Genomic DNA, 20184 nt, shown 5'->3' on the forward strand with positions numbered 1-20184 from the left:
GTTTACCCTTTTAATTTCTAATGGGTTCAAAATAGATTCCTTTTGGTTTCGATTTAGAATTCAGACCAATCGTCGTCGTCTTCGATGGCGACGGTTGTGGTTGGTTTTAAGGCGGTAACTCTTTTTTGTTTTGCCTGTGGTTTGGTTGTCGTTGCTTGGGGGACCTGTTTGACCTCTTTGGGTTTTGGGGAACTGATCCGGTTTGCGTTGTTGGTTTTGAAGAAAGCAATCATTTCAGACAAACCTTCGGCTTGTTCTTCGAGGGTGCGAGCCGCCGCAGAACTTTCTTCGACCAAGGCAGCATTTTGTTGGGTCATCTCATCCATAGAAGTCACCGCTGCGTTGATCTCTTCAACACCGGATGCCTGTTCCCGGCTAGAGGCTGCGATCTCGGAAATGATATCGGCGACCCGTTTGGATGAATCAACAATCTCGGACAATGTGTCCCCTGTTGAGCGAACCAGTGTGACGCCTTCCTTGACCTGATCATTGGCTTCCATAATCAGGGTTTTGATATCCTTGGCGGCTTCACCAGAACGTTGTGCCAGTGTACGAACCTCGGCGGCAACCACAGCAAAGCCCTTGCCTGCTTCTCCAGCTCTGGCAGCTTCAACTGCAGCATTAAGGGCAAGGAGATTGGTTTGGAAGGCGATTTCATCAATCACACCAATGATATCGGAAACTTTCTGGGATGCCTGTTCAATACCTGTTACGGCAACAACAGCTTCCTGTACAACCTCTCCGCCACGTTCAGCGGTCTCAGTTGCATTCAATGCCATCTGGTTTGCCTGTTGGGCGCTGTCGGCGTTTTGTTTCACAGTGGTCGACATTTCCTCCATAGAGGCGGCGGTCTGTTGCAGGCTGGAAGCTTGAGCCTCTGTTCTTTGGGACAGGTCCATGGACCCAGATGATATTTCTGTAGAGGCAGAGCCAATCTCGTCTGTGGTGGTGATGATTTCACCGACAGTTTCAGACAATCGCTTTGATGTCTGGTTTACATCCTGTTTTAGGGTTTCATACATACCCGTATAGTCAGCGGTGATTTCGTGGGTGAGATCTCCGCGTGAAAGGGCTGAAAGGGCGGTTGCAACATCATCAACGACATCACTGACATTTTTGTTCAGGGAATTCAGGGCGTTGGTTAAGGCAAGCATGAAACCTTCTTTGCCTTCAGCGGATAGTGATTTTGTAAAATCACCGGTCGAGATCGCATTAACCATCTGATCAACTTCGGCCTCGATTGCGAGTTCAGCCGTAACATCATCCCACTCGACAACTGTGCCGAGACGTTCTCCATTCTCGTTGGTGATTGGGTTGGCGATGAGATCGAAGGATCTGCCGCCAACATTAATACGCCCTTGGTATGTTGTGGTTAGGGCTTCGAGCATAGAGCGCTGATGCGCGGGGTTTTTATGGAACCGGTCTATACTTCCGCCAAGAAGCTTGTTTGTATCAAATCCCGTAAGGTCCTTGCGGATGTCTGTTTCTCCTTCGCGCATCATATTGAGGACAGCTTCGTTCATATAGATGATGTCAAAGTCATTGTTGGCAACCATGACATTGGCTGTACAGCTGTCCAGGGCGACTTTGACGCGAGCATTTTCTTGGGCAATACGGTCAGCTTCTTGCTGTTCGGCAAGTTTGAGAGTCACATCATCCCACTCGACGACAGTCCCTAAACGTTCACCCTTCTCATCGTTAATAGGGGACGCAATCAAGTTGAATGTTCTACCTCCAACTTCGATTGTGGCTTTATAAGGGGCTTTCAGGTTTTCAAGCAGACCGCGTTGATGGGCTGGTGATTTATGGAAAGTATCAATGTTGGTGCCAAGCAGCTTATCTGTATCAAGATTAGGTAGGTCCTTTTTGATATCGCTTTCAGCGGTGCGCATCATATCGATCATCGTATCGTTCATGTAGATGATAGTCAGGTCAACATCGGCAACCATCACATTCGCCTGACAATTATCTAATGCAGATTTGATACGAAAATTTTCAGAAGCCAGTTGACTTTGCTGAATAGCATTCTCTTTAAAAGTTTGCAGCGCAGAAGCGATGTTTCCGATTTCATCTTTTCTGTTCAAGCCTGTGATTTCGATCGTTTGATCACCATTTGCCAGCTCTAACATTTCCGATGTTGATTTTTGGATTGGACGAACGATTGAGCGTGCGAATAACCACCCTAGTAGAGCAACAACAGTTAAAACAATTGCCCCGATCATAAAGATAAAGAGTCTGGCCTCTTTTGCCGGGGTCAACATTTCTTGTTCATCTATTTCAGCGATTAATGCCCAGCGAACATTTTGAAATTCAAATGGTTGATAGGCAGAAAGGACAGGGATATTTCTGTAGTCCCTTGTAATTTCTGCACCTGTTTCGCCCTCCAAGGCTTTTTTGACTGTGGCGGTTTGTACTTTGTTTCTAAGGATTGTTGATTCCTCTGAAAACCTTGAATCGCTGCGCATCAGATAGTCGTTACCGACGAGGTAGGTTTCGCCTGTCTCACCCATTCCGACGCTTAACTGAAGGACTTGATTAATGCGATCAATTGGCATTTGAAAAATCAATACGCCTTCAAACCCAGATTGTGAAACTACAGGAGTAGAGATGAAGCTTGCAGGTGTATCGTTGCTTGGGGCATAAGGGGCGAAGTCTACGAAGCTAATGTTGCCTTCTTTCCTGCTTGATAAAGCCGCCTTAAAAGCTTGGGAAAGGCCCGTCTGGTTGTATTTACCGTCAAGAAGGTTTGTTGCGTAATCAAGCTCTTTGAATACGGTATAAACAACGTTACCTTCTGGATCGGCGAGAAAAATATCGTAATAGCCACGTGCTAATAATATTTGGCGGAACCATGGGTGAAAACGCTGGTGCTGGTTATGATAAATGCCTTCTACTACTGTGGGGCCATCAAAGAGATGCTTTTGACCGAGTGCTTCTTTGCTGCCAAATGAGTTGGTAGATGTGGTTGCCTTCTCATTTATGTAGATACCTTGCAGTGATTGAAGCGGATCATTGTGGCGCCGGGCTTCGTCTTTAAATCCAGCTGTAAATCTTGTGAGGGCATCCTGAACGTTGCTGCTGGCAGCCGTAATCACGATATCTTCACTTATAGATTCAAGATATTGGCTTAGGGAAGAGCTTCTTGCCTCTGCCAATGCTGTCAGCGTGTGTTTTTCCTGTGAAATAAGAGCATCAGATGTACTTCTTATACTGAAAGCGCCGACCGATATCACAGAAATCATCGCAATAAGAACAAATAGTATTGGTAGCTTGTATGCGATTTTTAACGATAATCTGTTAAATATTCTGTGCATCATCTTCTCCATTTAGCAGCGATTTTTTAGTTTTCTGGGTGGAAATTTTGTTTAATCTTCTAAGTCAATTTCACCTGTAGCGATTCCGTTTTCGATTATTTGGGTGTCAAAGAGACGTTCTTGATTGAGCAGGGCGACCATTCGTTCTTCTATGGTGACCAAGCCGGATAGATATTCTTCTTCGATAAGTGTTTCCATTTTGGGGACATCTCGAATGTCAGAATTGGAAACGGTTAGGATATCTGAAACAGTATCGACCAGAATGCCGACCATTCTATTCTTCACGGCAATGATGATGATGACATGCAGGTTTGTGGCTTCTGTTTTTCCAAGCCCAAAACGACATCGTAGATCAAAGATGGGAACAATGACGCCGCGAAGATTTAAAACGCCGCGCATGTATTCGGGTGTATTGGGTAAAAGAGTTGTTTCTACCCAGCCCTTAATTTCGCGCACGGACATGATATCAACGCCATATTCCTGGTCGCCAACCGTAAAGGTTATGAACTGTTGCTGGCCAATGTCCTTTGCCACGGCCATTCCTGTTTTTCCCGTGGTATGACCTTGATTATGACCTGGTGAATTTGGTTCGCCTTGTCGTGTTAGGTCCATATTTTCCTGTGTTGCGAGGCTATTACTTTCCATCCGCGGTTACTCCATTACTTCGTATTTTTGTGTTATCGCTTCCGAGGCTGTATCGGCCGGAATGATGGATGTGTTTTCAGGCTGAGCAGGTGTCAGTTTTTCTTCGGAGCCTAATTTTTTCGTGTCTGAGTCTGTGGTTATTAAATCTGGTTGGTTTCTGGTTTCATCTTTCTCGTCACCCTGGTTTTGTTTGTGGCTTGTTTGCCTTGCCATAGCATCCAAACCATCCACATCAAGAATGAGTGCAACCATGCCGTTTCCAAGGATTGTTGCGGCGGAAATACCTTCGACGGGATCGTAGTTTTCTTCGAGGCTTTTGATGACGACCTGTTGTTGTCCCAGCAGCTCATCAACTAAAATGCCGACTTGTTTTCCACCCTCAATTTCAACGACAACCACAAGAGCTTGGCTTGGGTCATTTTGCGCACCGGGAATGTTGAAAAGACGATGTAGTTTGACAAGACGAATATATTCACCACGCAAAGAGACAACTTCTGCCCCGTTCGAGAGCTTGTGGAGCTCGGTTTTGGCTGGGCGCAGGCTTTCAATAATTGCGGTGAGAGAGATGATGAATTTTTCTTTCCCGACAGCAACGACCATACCATCCAGTACGGCAAGCGTAAGGGGAAGAGACATAATGAATTTGGTTCCTTGTCCGGGGGTGGATTGTACGGAAATCCGTCCACCAAGATTACTAATATTTCTGCGAACAACATCCATACCAACGCCACGACCAGAAACGTCGGTGACCTCTTCTGCTGTTGAAAATCCGGGGCTGAAAATCAGATCATCGATTGCTTCATCCGAAAGGTTTTCGTCGGGGCCGATGATCCCCTTTTCTATGGCCTTGGCTTTTACACGTTCGCGGTTGATACCGCGACCATCATCAGTGACAATAATATGTATGCGTCCGGATCGATGTTCAGCCGATAGAGTGACGGTTGCAAGTTCGGGTTTACCTGCTTTAATCCGGTCTTCGGGTGTTTCTTCAATCCCATGATCCAGAGAATTTCGTATCATATGGGTTAAGGGGTCAGAAAGTTGCTCTATGACTGTTTTATCAACTTCGGTGTGTTCACCAGAAGTCTCGAGCTCTACTTTCTTCCCAAGTTTTGTTGCAAGCTCTCTTACCAAGCGTGGAATTCGGGCGAAAACAGATTTCACAGGCTGCATACGGACAGCCATGACAGATTCCTGAATTTCCCTTGTGTGCATTCCAAGATCTTCGAAACCCTTGGCCATAAAGGCCGCTAGCTCAGAGGGAAGGTTATCGACCTGTTGGCGCAACATAGCTTGAGTAATCACCAGTTCACCCACCATGTTAACCAAGCGGTCCACACGATCGAGCTCTACCCGTATTGACGAAACACGTTGCGAAGCTTGGGTGTTGCCAGCTGGGTTTGGCTTTACGGGTGCTGGCGTTTGAATCGTTGGCGCCTGCATCGCTTCAACAGCTTGTTGTTTTGTCGTTTCCAGTGATTTTTCCGAACTGTCTTCTACTGGTTCTGCTGATATTTGTTGCGATATAGCTTTTTCTTCTTGTTCGACCTCTGCCTCTGCGGCTTCTTCTTCGATTTTTATGTCGAGGTCACAATCTTCTGTGACGAACTCAAACACTTCTTCCACATCTGACAAGCTACAATCTGAGATAAGTTCAAAAACCCAGGAAAAGTACGCTTCATCTGAGATAATTTTCTGAATGGGGGGGAGGCGATCTGTATTAACTTTAGTTGTTAACTCGCCCAGCTCTTTCATCTCTCGGACAAGGAGGAGGGGCTCATTGGCGTGCTGTAATAATTCAGGTTTGGGATTGAATGAAATAATATACTTTTTTGCCCTTATTTCGTCGGGCGTCATGGTTTCGTGTTCACTTTCCTCAGCTGGACCACTAACTGGTTGATCAAAAGCGAGAAGATTCAGCTTGTTTTTGACATCGGCAAAGCTTTCTTCGGGAAGGGTCGTATCATTTTGGGCTGCCTGGATGAGGTTTGTGAGGATATCATTGGCCGAAAGTAGAAGAGTGACGATCTCTTCTGTTATCTGGATTTCGCCTTGACGCATTCGATCGAGAAGAGCTTCGTATATGTGTGCAAAACCAACAAGCTGGTCGAAGCTAAATGCACCTGCCCCACCCTTTACAGAGTGGACGACACGAAAGATGGCATTGAGATCTTCTGCATCAACGCTCTCAGGGTTGTGTTGTAAGTCGGCAAGTCTTGTTTCTGCATCTATCAGCAGTTCTGCGCATTCTTCAAAATAGGTTGCTTTGAACTGATCAAGGTCAAAATCGTTGGTACTCACTTGTCCCCCTTTATACGAAAACTTCGTAGATCGGCGATTAAATGATAGTGTCCTGTACCAAACTTTATTGCAGGATTTTGGGTGAGCGGTGTGCGAGCCACCCTCTGGGTTATTTTATGGGCAAACTTTATTAACGACTTGGAGTAATTTTTCGGGATTGAAGGGTTTCACAATCCAGCCAGTGGCACCGACACTCCGCCCTTCATTTTTTTTGTTCCCGTCTGATTCCGTTGTGAGAACTAAAATTGGCGTAAGTCGATGTGTAGGGTTGGATCGAATTTCTTTGCAGAGAGTCAGTCCATCCATATTCGGCATATTGACGTCAGTTATAACCAGATCAACCCGATCACCACCGAGAACGCGAAGGGCTTCGCAGCCATCAGAGGCTTCTAATACATTGTGGCCTGCACCTTTTAGTGTGAAGGACACCATATCCCGCATTGTTTTTGAATCATCTACTGTTAAAACTTTTAACCCCATATTTTTAGCTCCGAATCGTAATTTTGGAATAAAGACCGAGATCTTTGAAAGCAGTAACCAGAACGCCTGAGGCTTCCGTTATCTGAAAAGCGCGATCAGCTTCTATACAGCTGACGGCAGCGGAATGAATAATCTGCAGGCATGCAGTGGAGGCTTTTTCTACGCCTCCTGCATTTATGTTCAGATCTAAGCTTTTGTTATCGGCATCGACAAATAAAGCGAGCAATTCCTCTGCAACAAAAATGTCCAAACTGGGTGCTAATTCAATTGTCGCGGTTTGGTCGGATACTTCCAATTTCATAGTCGCGTAATGCCTCCTGAAATAAGGAGTTAATCTAATACCGCACTGATGAAAGTTATGCATGGCCGTACAAATGCATTCTATGAGTGTGGTCATTATTCGTTAATAAGCTCTTAAATGTGTTTAGAGATTGCATGGATATTCATTTTTCATCTGATTTCGGGCTTGCCGTTTTAACCAGTATATTTTTTGTATTTTATGGAAGGTGGTTGTGGGTTTTATTATTAGTAATTTGATATTAAATAGTAAATTTTTATTATGGCTACGTTTTTGTATGATCTAATTTGATTGGGTATTGAATTAAAATATCGTTGTTAGGTGAATAAGGGACTTAGGGGTTATTCTATGAAGTTCAATTTTCATTTAGCTTGTGATGTGTTTGTGGAAATAATTTAAAATACCTCATGGTTGTGGGTGTTTGGCGCGATGCCCAAATTTATGGGCACCTTGTGGTTTATTTTGTTTTACTAAGGCTTAGGCTTGAACAGGGGCTGATTTTTACGTTTTTCCGAAAACTGTATTTCAAATGAAAGTATATTGTGGTTCAATTGAAACTATCGGATGGGAAAAACAAAAATAAACTCATCTTTATTTGTAAAAGTTACCTGAAAAGAACGTGTTCTAGCGTAGTACACGTTTTTATATAAACAATGGGCGATACAATACTAAGGGAGGTATTGATGAAACTTCGGGATATTCTTTTTGGCTGTGCCAGCGTACTGGCTTGTCTTTCTGTAAACGTATCAACTGCGGCGGCTCAAGATTGTGCGCGTGGTGATCTGGATACGCGATTTTGTGATGTAGATGGCGACTTGATTGCAGATACGCCAACAGATCCAGCGAAGCAACTGGATCCGGATACATTGATTTTTGCTTATACACCTGTCGAAGATCCTGCCGTTTATAAAGAAGCATGGTCCGATTTTCTTGCTTATCTGGAAGAAAAAACCGGGAAAGATGTTGTTTTCTTCCCAGTCCAATCAAATGCTGCCCAAATCGAAGCTATGCGGTCGGGACGCCTTCATATCGCGGGCTTTAACACGGGATCAAATCCGCTTGCTGTGAACTGTGCCGGTTTCAGTCCTTTTACTATTATGGCACGGGAAGACGGCAGTTTTGGCTATGAAATGGAGATTATTACATACCCGGGTAGTGGTATTGAAAAGGTACAGGATTTGAAAGGCAAAGCGTTGGCCTTTACGTCACCTACATCAAACTCTGGATTTAAGGCTCCATCAGCTATCCTGAAAGCTGACTTTGATATGGAAAAAGATCGTGACTTCGAAGCCACCTTCTCTGGAAAACACGATAACTCTATCCTTGGTGTGGCGAATAAAGATTATATAGCAGCTTCGATTGCAAACTCAGTGAAGTTTCGGATGATCTCACGAGATGTGATTAAGGAAGATCAAGTTAAAACGATTTACAAATCACAGACATTCCCAACAACAGGTTTTGGGGTGGCTTATAATTTGAAACCGGAACTACAGGGCAAAATTAAAGACGCGTTCTTTAGCTTTGAATGGGCAGGGACATCTTTGGAAAAAGAGTTTAAGAAATCCAAAGAAAGTCAATTCATACCAATGACCTACAAAAAATTCTGGGATGTTATTCGCAAAATTGATGCAGCGAACAACGTTTCTTATTCTTGTAAGTAACAGGAATATTTGAATTTTTTTACTACAACCCGACACCTTCCAAGGTGTCGGGTATGTTATTGATATGACAGGTAAATAGCATGTTACACCTGAATAAACTTACTAAGCAGTATGCAACGGGTGATATGGCTCTTAAGAGCGTAGAGCTTGAAATTCCCAAAGGGCAGGTTGTTGCGCTGATCGGACCGTCTGGTGCGGGTAAAAGTACTTTAATTCGCTGTATAAATCGGTTGGTTGAACCAACGTCTGGAAGTGTCACACTCAATGATAAAGAGCTGACTAAACTTGGTTCGGGTGCTTTGCGTCAGGCAAGACGGCGTATGGGAATGATTTTCCAGGAATACGCATTGGTAGAGCGATTGTCTGTGATGGAAAATGTTCTTTCCGGGCGGCTAGGCTACGTTGGTTTCTGGCGTTCGTTTTTACGGAAATATCCGCAAAGTGATGTTGACGAAGCTTTCCGTTTGTTAGAACGGGTTGGTCTGGATCATATGGCTGATAAGAGGGCGGATGAACTATCAGGTGGTCAGCGTCAGCGTGTAGGTATAGCACGCGCATTGATTCAGGATCCAGAGCTTCTGTTGGTTGATGAACCGACAGCTTCTCTTGACCCGAAAACATCACGCCAGATTATGAGATTGATTTGTGAGCTCTGTGCAGAACGTGATCTTGCGGCAATTATTAACATTCACGATGTTGCTTTGGCGCAAATGTTTGTACAGCGGGTTATTGGCCTACGTTTTGGTGAAGTTGTTTATGACGGCCCACCCGATCAGCTTAAACCAGATACGCTCACCGAAATTTATGGCGAAGAAGACTGGGAAGCGACCATTGAAGCCGTGGATGAGGACGACGAGGCGGCACAAGGAGCTGTTGCATGAGCGCTTCGATGACTGCTTCGCGCAAATGGCGAAAACCGCCGACGATCAAAAACCCTCTTATGCGTTGGGGATTGACCACTGGGTGCTTAATTTACCTTGTGCTGGCGTTTGGCTCGTTTGATGTAAACTGGGCGCGGGTATACGAGGGATTAGATCGTGGTTGGCAGTTTATACTTGCTTTCTCTGAGCCGGATTTTTTGAGCAGGAAGTCAGATATTATTGATGGCATGGTTGAATCTGCCATTATGACAATAACGTCAACGGCCTGTGGTATCTTGATCTCTATTCCTATCGGTCTTGGTGCAGCACGGAATATCGCGCCTTTACCTGTTTATCTTGTCTGTCGTGGAATTATTGCGGTTTCCCGCGCATTACACGAAATCATTGTTGCCATTCTTTTGGTTGCTATCTTTGGTTTCGGGCCTTTTGCAGGTTTTGTGACGCTCTCTTTCGCGACAATCGGCTTTCTGGCAAAGCTTTTGGCGGAAGATATCGAAGATACAGACCGATCACAGGCCGAAGCAATTAAAGCGACAGGGGCTAGCTGGTGGCAATGGGTTACTTATGGCATTCAGCCACAGGTAATGCCGCGTTTGATCGGGTTGTCTATGTACAGGCTGGATATTAACTTCCGTGAATCTGCGATTCTCGGTTTGGTTGGTGCTGGTGGTATCGGCGCGACATTAAATACGGCGTTTGATCGTTATGAGTTTGATACAGCAGCGGCAATCATCATTATGATTATTGCCATTGTTATGCTGCTTGAATATCTCTCTGGCGTTATTCGGGCGAGGTTACAATAATGGCTATATCTACAAATAAAAATGGTCAAAAAATTTGGACCGTCCGCGATCAAAAAACACAGTTAACACGTTGGTTCGTGTACTTTGTTGCTGTCGCTTTGATTGTTTATTGCTGGCAGACAATCTCTGAAGCTACGACCTGGTTCTTTGTTGTTGATGCTCCGCGAATTGCAGGTGACATCGGGGGTCGGGCAATGCCGCCCAAATGGTCCTATATCAATGAGTTATGGAAACCACTTTGGGATACGATTAACATTGCAACAATCGGGACAGTCCTGTCCTTGATTATTGCTGTCCCGGTTGCCTTTATGGCTGCACGGAACACAACACCGCATCAGATTTTTTGTCGATGGCCTGCCTTATTAATCATTGTCTCCTCACGCTCAATCAATTCCCTGATCTGGGCTTTGTTATTAGTCGCGATTATTGGCCCCGGGATTTTTGCCGGAACTATTGCCATTGCTCTGCGATCTATCGGGTTTTGTGCAAAGCTTCTTTATGAGGCGATCGAAGAGATTGATGAGAAGCAGGTTGAGGCAATAACGGCGACGGGCGCGAGCAGATGGCAAGTTATGGCCTATGCTATCGTTCCACAGATCATGCCATCTTTTGCTGGGATTACTGTTTTCCGGTGGGATATTAATATCCGCGAATCAACTGTTCTTGGCCTGGTTGGAGCAGGAGGAATTGGTTTGCAGATGCAATCTTCCCTTAGTGTTCTGGCGTGGCCACAAGTTTCTTTGATTTTGCTGGTTATTTTTGCGGCTGTGATCCTTAGCGAAATGGTTTCTGCCAAGGTACGTGCTGCAATTATCTAATAGAGTTAGGTCTTAATAAAACAAAAGGTCCCAAAAATGATTTTGGGACCTTTTGTTGTCATATGTGTATTGTCTTTATTGATAGTCATTAATGCTGCGACCTGATACGTGGCCCCACAGAATTTTCTCGTCAGTTAACATGCGTTCGATCATGCTAGCGGCATCTGTTGGTGTCATTGCTACGTCCAGATCTCTGTCGATTCCGGCAGTTGAATACATGTTCGTATCAACTTTTCCCGGATAAAACCCCATGACTCGAACACCTTTTGGGGCGCATTCAACTTCCATGCAGCCTGTGAAGCCGCGTATAGCCCATTTGCTTCCGGCATAAACGGAAATGGATTTCCGGCAATATAGGGCACCTGTGGAGACAACATTGATAATCGCACCTGATTTTCGGCTTATCATGTTGGGTAGCACGGCGTGGGTCATAAACATGGTGCCAAGAGTATTGGTCTCCATAACGGCACGGATATCAGAAGTGCTATAGTCTTCAAAAGCACCCTCCAGCCAAATGCCAGCGTTGTTAATGAGCCCCCAGATTGGTCCGATATCTTGTTCAACAGCTGCAACAACTCGTGCGCAATCTTCTTCATTTGCAACATTCAGTTGATAGGCGGGGATGTTTAATTTTCCGGCACAGGATTTGACCTTATCCGCATTGCGTCCAGTTAAAACAGGGCGATATCCTGCTTCTTTGATTTTTTCTACGGTTGCCAGGCCAATGCCACTGGTCGCACCAGTAATCAAAACAACTCTATTCTCGTGGGATGTACTTTGTTGCGACATGTTTAGGTGAGCTTTCGAAATAAATCTGATAATAAAACGATTAGTGTTATCTTACTGGTGTAACAGTAATAAGTGTAGTCATCCTTTTTAAGATTTTGCCTCATGAATAAAAACCTTCTTATCGTCGGACATGTTCCTTCGCCCAATACAAAAATTCTGCGTGATGCTGTGGTTAAAGGAGCAACAAGCCCTGATATCTCGGGAATAAGAGTGGTGGTGCGAACCCCTTTTGAGGCGAATGCTGAGGATGTTTTGAAGGCGGATGGCATTATATTGGGAACCTCCGAAAATTTAGGCTATATGAGCGGGGCGTTGAAGGATTTTTTTGACCGTATTTATTATCCCTGTCTTGAGGAAAAACAAGGTTTGCCTTATGGCATCTATATCAGGGCAGGACATGATGGAACCGGGACCAAACGTGCAGTTGAAACGATTATTGCTGGCTTACGTTGGAGCCCTGTGCAGGAAGACGCTTTGATCTGTCGCGGTGACTATAAATCAGAGTTTGAAAATCAATGTGAAGAACTTGGCATGTTGATGGCCGCAGGGCTAGAGGCAGGTATCTTTTAACGTAAACCTGTTGATAGTGCTGAAGCGTATTTAACCTGAAAGTAATAACGGTCTTTCGTGTTTGGATTTATCCAGAGTTTTCTTCTGTGAGCTCTACAGGGTAGCCCTCTGCACGCATTTTTATGCCACAGGCCTGTTCGATCATTCTGGCGACTTCCGGCGACTGCGCCGCACCCCCAAACAGTCCTTTCGCCCGACGATAGATCTGTTGTGTTGCGCTTCCAAGTTCTAGCGGGACGCCTGTTTTATCTGCGATATCCTGTGCAAGACCCAGATCTTTTAGGACAAGATCAATGGGGAAGTTAACGTCGTAACTGCCGCTAAGGATAAGCTTTGATTCTGTTTCATGAGCAAAAGAATTGCCCGAACTGTGACGAATACCTTTCCAGATTGCATCCATATCGACACCGTATTTACGGGCGAGCATCATGCCTTCACTTGCGGCAACAAGATTAATGAAAGCAAGCATGTTTGTTACGACTTTAACAACGGTGGCGTGGCCTGTCGGTCCCATGTAAAGAATTTCGCCACCCATGATTTTCAGCACAGGCTTTACCTTATCGTAAATGGCTTCGTCGCCACCGACCAGGATTGTGATCAGACCAGAATGCGCCCTGTGAACTCCGCCGGTTACGGGGCACTCCAAAGCATCAATGCCCTTTGTTTTTGCCAGGTCGGTTAGGCGTTGCAGGTCTTCGAAATCTGTGGTGCTCATTTCTATCCAGATTGCGCCGGACGTTAGGTTTTCGAGCACACCGTTATCACCTTCGACCACAATTCTTGATGCAGCAGGGGATGGAAGGGCGGTAATAACAACTTCGGCACCGTTACAGGTTCCGGCGACATCATCTGACCATTTTGCCCCTGCCTCGAGTAAGCGATTTGCTGCTTGTTTGTTGAGATCTGTTACCGTGACATCACAACCTGCCGTGACAAGGTTCATTGCCAAGGGTTCACCAAGACTTCCCAGACCGATAAAGCCAATTTTCATTGTGTGCGCTCCCGTAATGCTCAGCCTGCGAAGATCAGAACTGATGCTCTATTATTATATTTTTATACCAAGGCTTAATGTCAGACAGGGTCTGGATGCATTTCCAGATGCAAAGCCTTCCCATTGTATGGATTGGCCTCAGCAACCTGCTCGTTCAATTCAACGCCGATCCCTGGCTCTTTGGATGGGATAATATAACCGTCTTCCCAAACCATGGGTTTTTTCAGAATTTCAGAATGAAAGCCCTGCCATTGTTGGATGCTTTCCTGAATAAGGAAATTCGGGCTACAGGCCCCGATCTGAACGTTGGCGGCGCCTTCGATGGGACCACAGTAAAGATGCGGGGCAATTTGTGCGTAGCTTGCTTCTGCCATAGCTGAAATTTTCTTGGCTTCAAGGATGCCACCAACCCGACCCAGTGCAAACTGGAGGATAGAAGCCGCACCGCTTTGTAGCACGCGCTGGAATTCATATTTTGTGGCAAGTCGTTCGCCCGTTGCAACCGGAATAGAGGTGCTGCGTGCGACCTTGGCCATTTCTTCCTGATTATCTGGTGGAGTTGGCTCTTCAAACCAAAGCGGGTCATAAGGCTCCAGACGTTTTGCCAGTCTTATTGCTCCGGCAGCGGTCATTTGACCATGGGTTCCAAATAAGAGATCACACTTATTCCCAACAGCTTCGCGAATTTTTCGAGCAAATTCTTCAGAGCGATCCAATTCCTCCAGCGAAAGTTGCCGGGGATCAAACGCTGTATAAGGTCCTGCAGGGTCAAACTTTACAGCTGTAAAACCTTGTTTTACATAATCAGCGGCACGTTCTGCCGCCAGATCAGCATTCATATAAACGTCTGTCGTGTCCCCTTCTTGCGGGTAGAGATAGGTGTAGGATCTGAGCTTCTCATGGACTTGTCCGCCCAGCAGCTCATACACAGGTTTGTCGAGAGCTTTACCAATAATATCCCAAAGGGCTGTTTCCAGACCACTTAGAATACCCATTGTCGAAATATCGGTTCTCTGTGTAAAGCCACCGGAATACACTCGTCGCCAGAGTGTTTCGATTTTGAAAGGATCCATGCCTTCGACGTGTCGCGAAAACATGTCATCAATCATGGCCTCGACAACTTTGGGATGGAAAGGGACGGAATAGACTTCTCCTATCCCTTCGATACCTGTGTCAGTTATGAGTTTTGTGAAAATCCAGTACTTGCCACCAAAATGAGGGGGAGGATTGCCGACAACGAACGTTTTTAACTCGGTAATTTTCATTTTGGCCTCAATAGACTGCTTTATCGATGGTTTTTATTATTTTTATCTCATCAAGAATGAGCCTATCAAAAAAAAATCGCAATTGATGTTTTTAACCCAATTGGTTCAAAAAATATTCCAATTGCCCTGTTCCAATTGTTTGTGTGCTGTGTGAATAATATCCGGTGGGTTTTGAAATGAGATCGTGATGGCTGGACAGATAGATTTAAAAAAATTACCCCCTTTGAAAGCTTTAAAAGGTTTTGAGGCGGCTGCAAGGCTTTTGAGTTTTAGAGGCGCTGCGGGTGAATTGAATCTGACGCATACGGCTATCAGTCATCAAATTAAAGTTCTGGAAGAAGACCTTAATGTTAAATTATTTCAACGGGATGGGCGTGGCGTTAAGCTAACGGCTGAGGGGCAGCAGTTTTATCTTGTCGTCAGAAATATTCTTGAACAGCTGATTCATTCTTCGGAAGTGATTCGGTCAAGTGGGCAAGCACAAAAGTTACGTGTTCAAGCCTTTGTAACCTTATCCATTCGCTGGCTGGCTAGGCGTATGTCGCGGTTTCGTGTGGTACACCCCGATTTGGACGTGCAAATAACATCTAGTATTCTTGATGGGGCTTTTGATGAAGTAAATGAAGATGTGGGGATTATCTATAGTCCTCTGCCTGTCGCGAAGCACCTGCATTGGATACCTTTGTTCGCCGCGGAGCTTATGCCTGTCTGTAGCCCTGATCTTCTAAAAGAAAAAGGCAATAAGATCTCTGCAGAAGAGCTACTCACTTTACCACTTTTGAAGGTTTACACGGCTGATAATCATTGGGAAGAGTGGTTTCAATCACTTGGAATTTTTGCTGAAATATCTCGTAATTCTATCGCCGTTGATACTGTGGCTATTGCCCTGGAAATGGCATTGGATGGAGAGGGCGTGGCCATGGTCAATGGGCCCTTTGCTGACAATGACATCAAAGCAGGACGTTTGGTTCACCCGATCAAACATATTGCAAAGGCACCTGGCGGATGGGGAATTGTCTGCCGGAAAGAATTAAAGGATACACCGCATATTCAGGCATTTACAACTTGGTTACTAAAAGATATGGCCGTTTATTAGGGCTCGTTTTGGGTTTATTTATATGCTTTAGAAATGGTGATCATTCCCATTCCAGCAAGAACAATCAGCCCAGCGATAATCATATGTAGGGTCAGAGGTTCATCAAAAACATATACTGTTGCAAAGACGGCCAGCACTGGGACAATAAGTGTTAAAGGTGCGAGGAAAGATATCGGCTGACGTCGCAACATCCATGCCCAAGATCCATGAGCGATAATACTTGAAGCTATTGCTGCATAGGCAATGCCAAGCCAACTCTCTATGCTCGCGTTTTGTAATGTTTCCGGTATGGATGCTTCCATTGCCAGAGCCATGCCAAAGGAAAACGGAATGCCCAGAGCAGAAGACCAGCAAATAATTGCAAGTGGTGAGATTTGATTCTTACCGCGAACTAAAACCATGTATGTACCCATAAAAAATGCAGAGCCAAGGCCAGCAATAAGGGCATCAATCGTGTCGAAGAAAGTTGGCTCGTAAAACAGGAAAATAATACCTATAAAACCAATAATGAGTCCGCTAATACGTTTAATACCGGGTGTGTCTTTGAAAAAGATCCAAGCGAGTAATACTGAGAAGGCGGGGCCGACTTGTATGATGACAGAGATTGCCCCGACACTGGCTGTATTCTGGATTGACCAGAAGAGTAGTCCGAAATGACCTGGCACAAGTGCGACACTGATTAAGAGTAAAGATCGAAACTGGCCTTTGGGAAATTTAACAAAAGGCGCTAGAAGCACGACGATGATGCTGAAACGAATACCCAAGGCCGTCCATACAGGAAACTCATCTACACTAACTTTGACTGCGATGTAGTTCAACGCCCAAAGAATGAAGATCATCGCGAGTACGCTATAATCGATCAACCCAACGGGTTGGTCTCCACCGGATGGAGTTATCGCTTTGGTCATGCTTTTCTTTCATGGCGACGTTGGCCCGTCTGCTACATTCAGAGTATCAGGTTAGGTCATCGATCTTGATTGCCCTCAAGATAAAGATGATCAAGAGGAAGGCTGGTGGTATCAACAAAACGTGTCAGGGCTGTTGATGAACTGATTTCCTGAACGCCTTCGATTTGGGATAGATCTTGCCAAAAGAAACGTTCATAATCCTCAATATCCTTAACGATGATCTTTAGCAAGAAATCAACGCTGCCCATTAGGGTATGGCATTCAATAACCTGTGGAAATTTCTGCACTGCTTTTACAAAGTCTGGCAGGGCGTCCTTTACATGATGGTGCATTTTGACCTGTGCAAAAACGGTAACTCCAAGACCAATTTTCTTTTGATCTATGATGGCGACGCGGTCCTTGATCACCCCTTCGTCAAGCAAACGTTGGATGCGACGCCAGCATACTGATTTTGATGATCCTAATTTTTCGGCAAGTTCTGTTACTGGTATAGTAACGTCTTTTTGCAAGTTTTCTAGGATGCGAATGTCGAGGGCGTCTAGTTTTGTGGTCATTTTTCCCAATAATATTTAATTAGTAGAGATTTTGTTTCTAATGGTAGCATTTAAATAATGCATTGGGGAAGAAATACCTGCTCACTTTAGTAATACTGGCTATATCAGGACAGGTGTAGCTATCTTGGCCTTAAAAGAAAAAATAGTGATCGTAATCGGGATGAATTTCTGTGCTAAAAACAACAGATATAAATACGCGGGTTAAGTTTGATATCGTGGCAATGAGTGAACCAAATACATTGTTACGAATATTAGAATACTTTGCATTGATCGGGGCGACGCCAAGTAATGTGAAAGCTGATGCTACCTCGGACGGTACACAAACTATTTCCATTATTGTTGAGGGGGTATCTGAGCAACGCGCTTATATACTCGCGGGCAAAATCAATGAGATCTTTACAGTCAACTCCACAAGTTATGCCGTTGAACCAATAAAGACATTGGTCGGTAAGACGAACCACCCAGATATGCTGATGTGTGCCTGAAATCCGGGTTTAGGAAATCAGGCCAGGTCTTTCCCCATCAAAAAGAGCAGTATCCCAACTTTCGCCCTCCAAGCATCTCGCGGCAAGATGGCCGTAGTACACTGCCGATGCCAAAGAACCGGGTGAATAGGCATCACCAATGACTTCCAAGGTTTTGATCCCGGCTTGTTCGAGTTTGTCAGGATTACTTTGCAGCTGATGATACAGTGTATCGTTGGCATGTCTTGCGGTCACAAGTAACAAATTATCAACTTGTATGGTTTTGGTGTGACCTGTGTAAGTGCAAGATAGTTCTATCTGGTTTGCGGCAACATTTGATACGGTATGATTTGTGATGAGTTCCACACCAAGATTGATAAGTTTAGCCTGTATCTTTTCCTGTTCGAGTGTGTATTCACACCATGCTGATATCTTTGCGGCCGGTGTTACCAAGGTTACCTTTTGCCCGCCGTTGATAAGTTTTTCGGCGAGTACGCCGCCCATGTAATAGTGATCATCATCAAAGATAATGGTGTGTCCCGTCGGGTTCTTTCCGTTCATTATATCATCAGGGGTAAAGCTCGGAATGGTACTCAGTCCGGGAATAGCTTTTTGATAATATCGCCCGGTGCCATCGCGGCGCCAATGAGATCCCGTGGCAAGCAGGACATGAGGAAAACCAAATTCCAGTATGGCGTCTTCATCAAGTGGGCTGTCTTTGTAAATTTCAACATTGGCCATTTGAGTGAGAAGATTTACGCGGTAATCCCGGACGCGTGCATAACTGGATAGGCTGGGGAGATGACTTTCTTTTGTGGCTCGTCCACCAAGTTCCTTGCCTGATTCTGCCAAAGTGACTTGATAACCTCTGTTGGCGAGTTGCAGGGCTGCTTCTAGCCCTGAAGGGCCAGCACCGACGACAAGCACAGAACTATCCGATGCCTTGGGTGCAATTTTTTCCGGATGCCACTTGCGTCGCCATTCTTCACCCATTGTCGGGTTTTGTGTGCATCGGATGGGAACGCTCAGATTATCACCGCTAACGCAGATATTACATCCTATGCATTCGCGTATTTCGTCAATGCGCCCTTGGGCTATTTTGTTTGGTAAAAAAGGATCTGCGATTGATGGTCGTGCAGCCCCGATGAGATCAAGCACACCGCGTTTGATTTGGGAAACCATGGCATCTGGTGAAGTGAACCGTCCCACACCAACAACGGGTTTAGAGGTAAGAGACTTCACAAAAGATGTATATTTTTCCTGATAACCTTCTATAGGTTCGAAACGCGCGGTTGACGAATCATGTGACCAACCACTGATGTTCACATCCCAAAGGTCTGGGAGTTCGGCCAGAAGTCCAACAACTTCTTGTGCTTCGCCTTCAGAGGTCATGCCGTCTTTGCCCATGAGCTCATCAACGGCAAAACGAAAGGCTACGGCACAATCGTCACCAATGGCCTCTTTCACATCAGAGATAACTTCGCGGGTAAGGCGGACTCGGTTTTTTAGAGAGCCTCCATAGTTATCACTTCGGTGATTAAAGCGTTCCAGCATAAAATGCATAAGGGTGGTCATACAATGGCCAGCATAGACATAGACAATGTCGTAACCTGCTTCGCGCGCGTTTAACGCTGCCTGCCGATGCCATTTTCGGAAATTCTTGATGTCGGTTAAATCCATCGCACGCGCATGAACAGGGTCGTAGGAATCAACAGGTATTGGAGAGGGAGCCATCGGGGGCAGCCGAGATGTTCTATTGGGAGCATGGAATCCGTTGTGGACAAGCTCTATTCCCGCGAGCGCGTCATGTTCCTGGACCGCTGCGGTCATTAATCTATGGGCGGGAATGTCAGATTTATCCCAAAGTCGTCCTTCGATGGAGGGGGAGATTTCAGAAGAGGGATGAATTTCAACTTCTTCTGTACAGATGGCACCCCAACCACCCTCGGCCTTGATACCACGCATGGCAGCGAGACTTTGTGGGCGAGCATACCCCATCCCATTACAATGTGGCACCTGATAAAATCGATTTTTCATGGTAACGGGGCCAATTTTTATTGGCTCGAAAAGGATATTATACCGAGAATTGCGGGCGTTGGAGGAGGACATGTTAGGTTTCCAGATATCTGCTGACGTACTTGTGGCTTGTTTCTTTAAGCTCATTACGGTGATGATGTCAGAAGCAGGTGAGAGAAACCAACAAGATTTATTTATGATGCTTTCATTCTGCTAATAGGGATTTTTCGTCTAATTTTTTTTATCGGTGCGTCATGAAAAATTCATTTGCTTTAAATCTTATTTCGAATATTTTCGAAATAAGATTTTTATAGTGCTGATGTAGGCGAA

General features: G+C 45.2%; 18 protein-coding genes. 7 read left to right on the top strand and 11 right to left on the bottom strand.

Features of this window, described 5'->3' with window-relative positions; translation table 11 throughout:
* Nucleotides 1-53: 53 nt before the first annotated feature.
* The 5 genes from ACN0W5_RS15000 to ACN0W5_RS15020 all read right to left on the bottom strand — a co-directional run bounded on the left by ACN0W5_RS15000 (nucleotide 54) and on the right by ACN0W5_RS15020 (nucleotide 7041).
* Complete coding sequence (locus ACN0W5_RS15000) at nucleotides 54-3314, bottom strand: methyl-accepting chemotaxis protein (protein WP_417454899.1); 3261 nt, start codon at nucleotides 3312-3314, stop codon at nucleotides 54-56.
* A 51-nt stretch (nucleotides 3315-3365) separates the two neighbouring features.
* Entirely contained in the window at nucleotides 3366-3959 is a 594-nt protein-coding gene (locus ACN0W5_RS15005) for a chemotaxis protein CheW (protein WP_417454900.1), read from the bottom strand.
* A 6-nt stretch (nucleotides 3960-3965) separates the two neighbouring features.
* The gene (locus ACN0W5_RS15010; RefSeq protein ID WP_417454901.1) at nucleotides 3966-6260 is read right to left on the bottom strand and encodes a chemotaxis protein CheA; all 2295 of its coding nucleotides are present in this window, start codon (nucleotides 6258-6260) and stop codon (nucleotides 3966-3968) included.
* A gap of 114 nt (nucleotides 6261-6374) precedes the next feature.
* The gene (locus ACN0W5_RS15015; RefSeq protein ID WP_417454902.1) at nucleotides 6375-6740 is read right to left on the bottom strand and encodes a response regulator; all 366 of its coding nucleotides are present in this window, start codon (nucleotides 6738-6740) and stop codon (nucleotides 6375-6377) included.
* 4 nt (nucleotides 6741-6744) lie between these two features.
* Complete coding sequence (locus ACN0W5_RS15020) at nucleotides 6745-7041, bottom strand: STAS domain-containing protein (RefSeq protein WP_417454903.1); 297 nt, start codon at nucleotides 7039-7041, stop codon at nucleotides 6745-6747.
* Between the two features lie 680 nt (nucleotides 7042-7721).
* Between ACN0W5_RS15020 and phnD the strand changes: the two genes are divergently transcribed.
* The 4 genes from phnD to phnE (ACN0W5_RS15040) all read left to right on the top strand — a co-directional run bounded on the left by phnD (nucleotide 7722) and on the right by phnE (ACN0W5_RS15040) (nucleotide 11201).
* Nucleotides 7722-8699: a phosphate/phosphite/phosphonate ABC transporter substrate-binding protein gene (gene phnD, locus ACN0W5_RS15025; RefSeq protein WP_417454904.1), complete on the top strand. Its 978-nt coding sequence runs from the start codon at nucleotides 7722-7724 to the stop codon at nucleotides 8697-8699.
* Between the two features lie 80 nt (nucleotides 8700-8779).
* Nucleotides 8780-9580 (top strand): phosphonate ABC transporter ATP-binding protein, encoded by an 801-nt coding sequence (gene phnC, locus ACN0W5_RS15030; RefSeq protein ID WP_417454905.1) that lies wholly within the window; start codon nucleotides 8780-8782, stop codon nucleotides 9578-9580.
* Nucleotides 9577-10383 (top strand): phosphonate ABC transporter, permease protein PhnE, encoded by an 807-nt coding sequence (phnE, locus tag ACN0W5_RS15035; RefSeq protein WP_417454906.1) that lies wholly within the window; start codon nucleotides 9577-9579, stop codon nucleotides 10381-10383. The genes phnC and phnE (ACN0W5_RS15035) overlap by 4 nt, the downstream gene beginning before the upstream one ends.
* Nucleotides 10383-11201, top strand: coding sequence for a phosphonate ABC transporter, permease protein PhnE (gene phnE, locus ACN0W5_RS15040; RefSeq protein WP_417454907.1), 819 nt, complete (start codon nucleotides 10383-10385; stop codon nucleotides 11199-11201). The genes phnE (ACN0W5_RS15035) and phnE (ACN0W5_RS15040) overlap by 1 nt, the downstream gene beginning before the upstream one ends.
* Nucleotides 11202-11276: 75 nt before the next feature.
* Here phnE (ACN0W5_RS15040) and ACN0W5_RS15045 read toward each other — a convergent pair whose 3' ends face one another.
* On the bottom strand, nucleotides 11277-11990 hold the full coding sequence (locus ACN0W5_RS15045; protein WP_417454908.1) for an SDR family NAD(P)-dependent oxidoreductase: 714 nt from the start codon (nucleotides 11988-11990) through the stop codon (nucleotides 11277-11279).
* A 102-nt stretch (nucleotides 11991-12092) separates the two neighbouring features.
* Here ACN0W5_RS15045 and ACN0W5_RS15050 point away from each other — a divergent pair, with 102 nt between their 5' ends.
* The gene (locus ACN0W5_RS15050; RefSeq protein WP_417454909.1) at nucleotides 12093-12560 is read left to right on the top strand and encodes a flavodoxin family protein; all 468 of its coding nucleotides are present in this window, start codon (nucleotides 12093-12095) and stop codon (nucleotides 12558-12560) included.
* 67 nt (nucleotides 12561-12627) lie between these two features.
* Here ACN0W5_RS15050 and ACN0W5_RS15055 read toward each other — a convergent pair whose 3' ends face one another.
* Both ACN0W5_RS15055 and ACN0W5_RS15060 read right to left on the bottom strand, forming a co-directional pair.
* Nucleotides 12628-13596: an NAD(P)-dependent oxidoreductase gene (locus tag ACN0W5_RS15055; protein WP_417454943.1), complete on the bottom strand. Its 969-nt coding sequence runs from the start codon at nucleotides 13594-13596 to the stop codon at nucleotides 12628-12630.
* Between the two features lie 35 nt (nucleotides 13597-13631).
* Nucleotides 13632-14816 carry a mandelate racemase/muconate lactonizing enzyme family protein gene (locus tag ACN0W5_RS15060; RefSeq protein WP_417454910.1) on the bottom strand — a complete coding sequence of 395 codons (1185 nt, stop codon included), beginning with the start codon at nucleotides 14814-14816 and terminating at the stop codon, nucleotides 13632-13634.
* 187 nt (nucleotides 14817-15003) lie between these two features.
* On the opposite strand from ACN0W5_RS15060, the gene ACN0W5_RS15065 reads away from it, so the two are divergent.
* Nucleotides 15004-15912, top strand: coding sequence for a LysR substrate-binding domain-containing protein (locus ACN0W5_RS15065; RefSeq protein ID WP_417454911.1), 909 nt, complete (start codon nucleotides 15004-15006; stop codon nucleotides 15910-15912).
* Nucleotides 15913-15926: 14 nt separating this feature from the next.
* Here the strand turns inward: ACN0W5_RS15065 and ACN0W5_RS15070 are convergent, their stop codons facing one another.
* Both ACN0W5_RS15070 and ACN0W5_RS15075 read right to left on the bottom strand, forming a co-directional pair.
* Nucleotides 15927-16820, bottom strand: a complete 894-nt coding sequence (locus ACN0W5_RS15070; protein ID WP_417454912.1) for a DMT family transporter — start codon at nucleotides 16818-16820, stop codon at nucleotides 15927-15929.
* 56 nt (nucleotides 16821-16876) lie between these two features.
* On the bottom strand, nucleotides 16877-17374 hold the full coding sequence (locus tag ACN0W5_RS15075; protein ID WP_417454913.1) for an Lrp/AsnC family transcriptional regulator: 498 nt from the start codon (nucleotides 17372-17374) through the stop codon (nucleotides 16877-16879).
* A 170-nt stretch (nucleotides 17375-17544) separates the two neighbouring features.
* Here ACN0W5_RS15075 and ACN0W5_RS15080 point away from each other — a divergent pair, with 170 nt between their 5' ends.
* Nucleotides 17545-17859: a hypothetical protein gene (locus ACN0W5_RS15080; protein ID WP_417454914.1), complete on the top strand. Its 315-nt coding sequence runs from the start codon at nucleotides 17545-17547 to the stop codon at nucleotides 17857-17859.
* A 9-nt stretch (nucleotides 17860-17868) separates the two neighbouring features.
* Here the strand turns inward: ACN0W5_RS15080 and ACN0W5_RS15085 are convergent, their stop codons facing one another.
* The gene (locus ACN0W5_RS15085) at nucleotides 17869-19947 is read right to left on the bottom strand and encodes an FAD-dependent oxidoreductase (protein ID WP_417454915.1); all 2079 of its coding nucleotides are present in this window, start codon (nucleotides 19945-19947) and stop codon (nucleotides 17869-17871) included.
* Nucleotides 19948-20184 lie beyond the last annotated feature (237 nt).

It is taken from the genome of Kiloniella sp. (genome assembly GCF_048270245.1).
Lineage (GTDB): Bacteria > Pseudomonadota > Alphaproteobacteria > Kiloniellales > Kiloniellaceae > Kiloniella.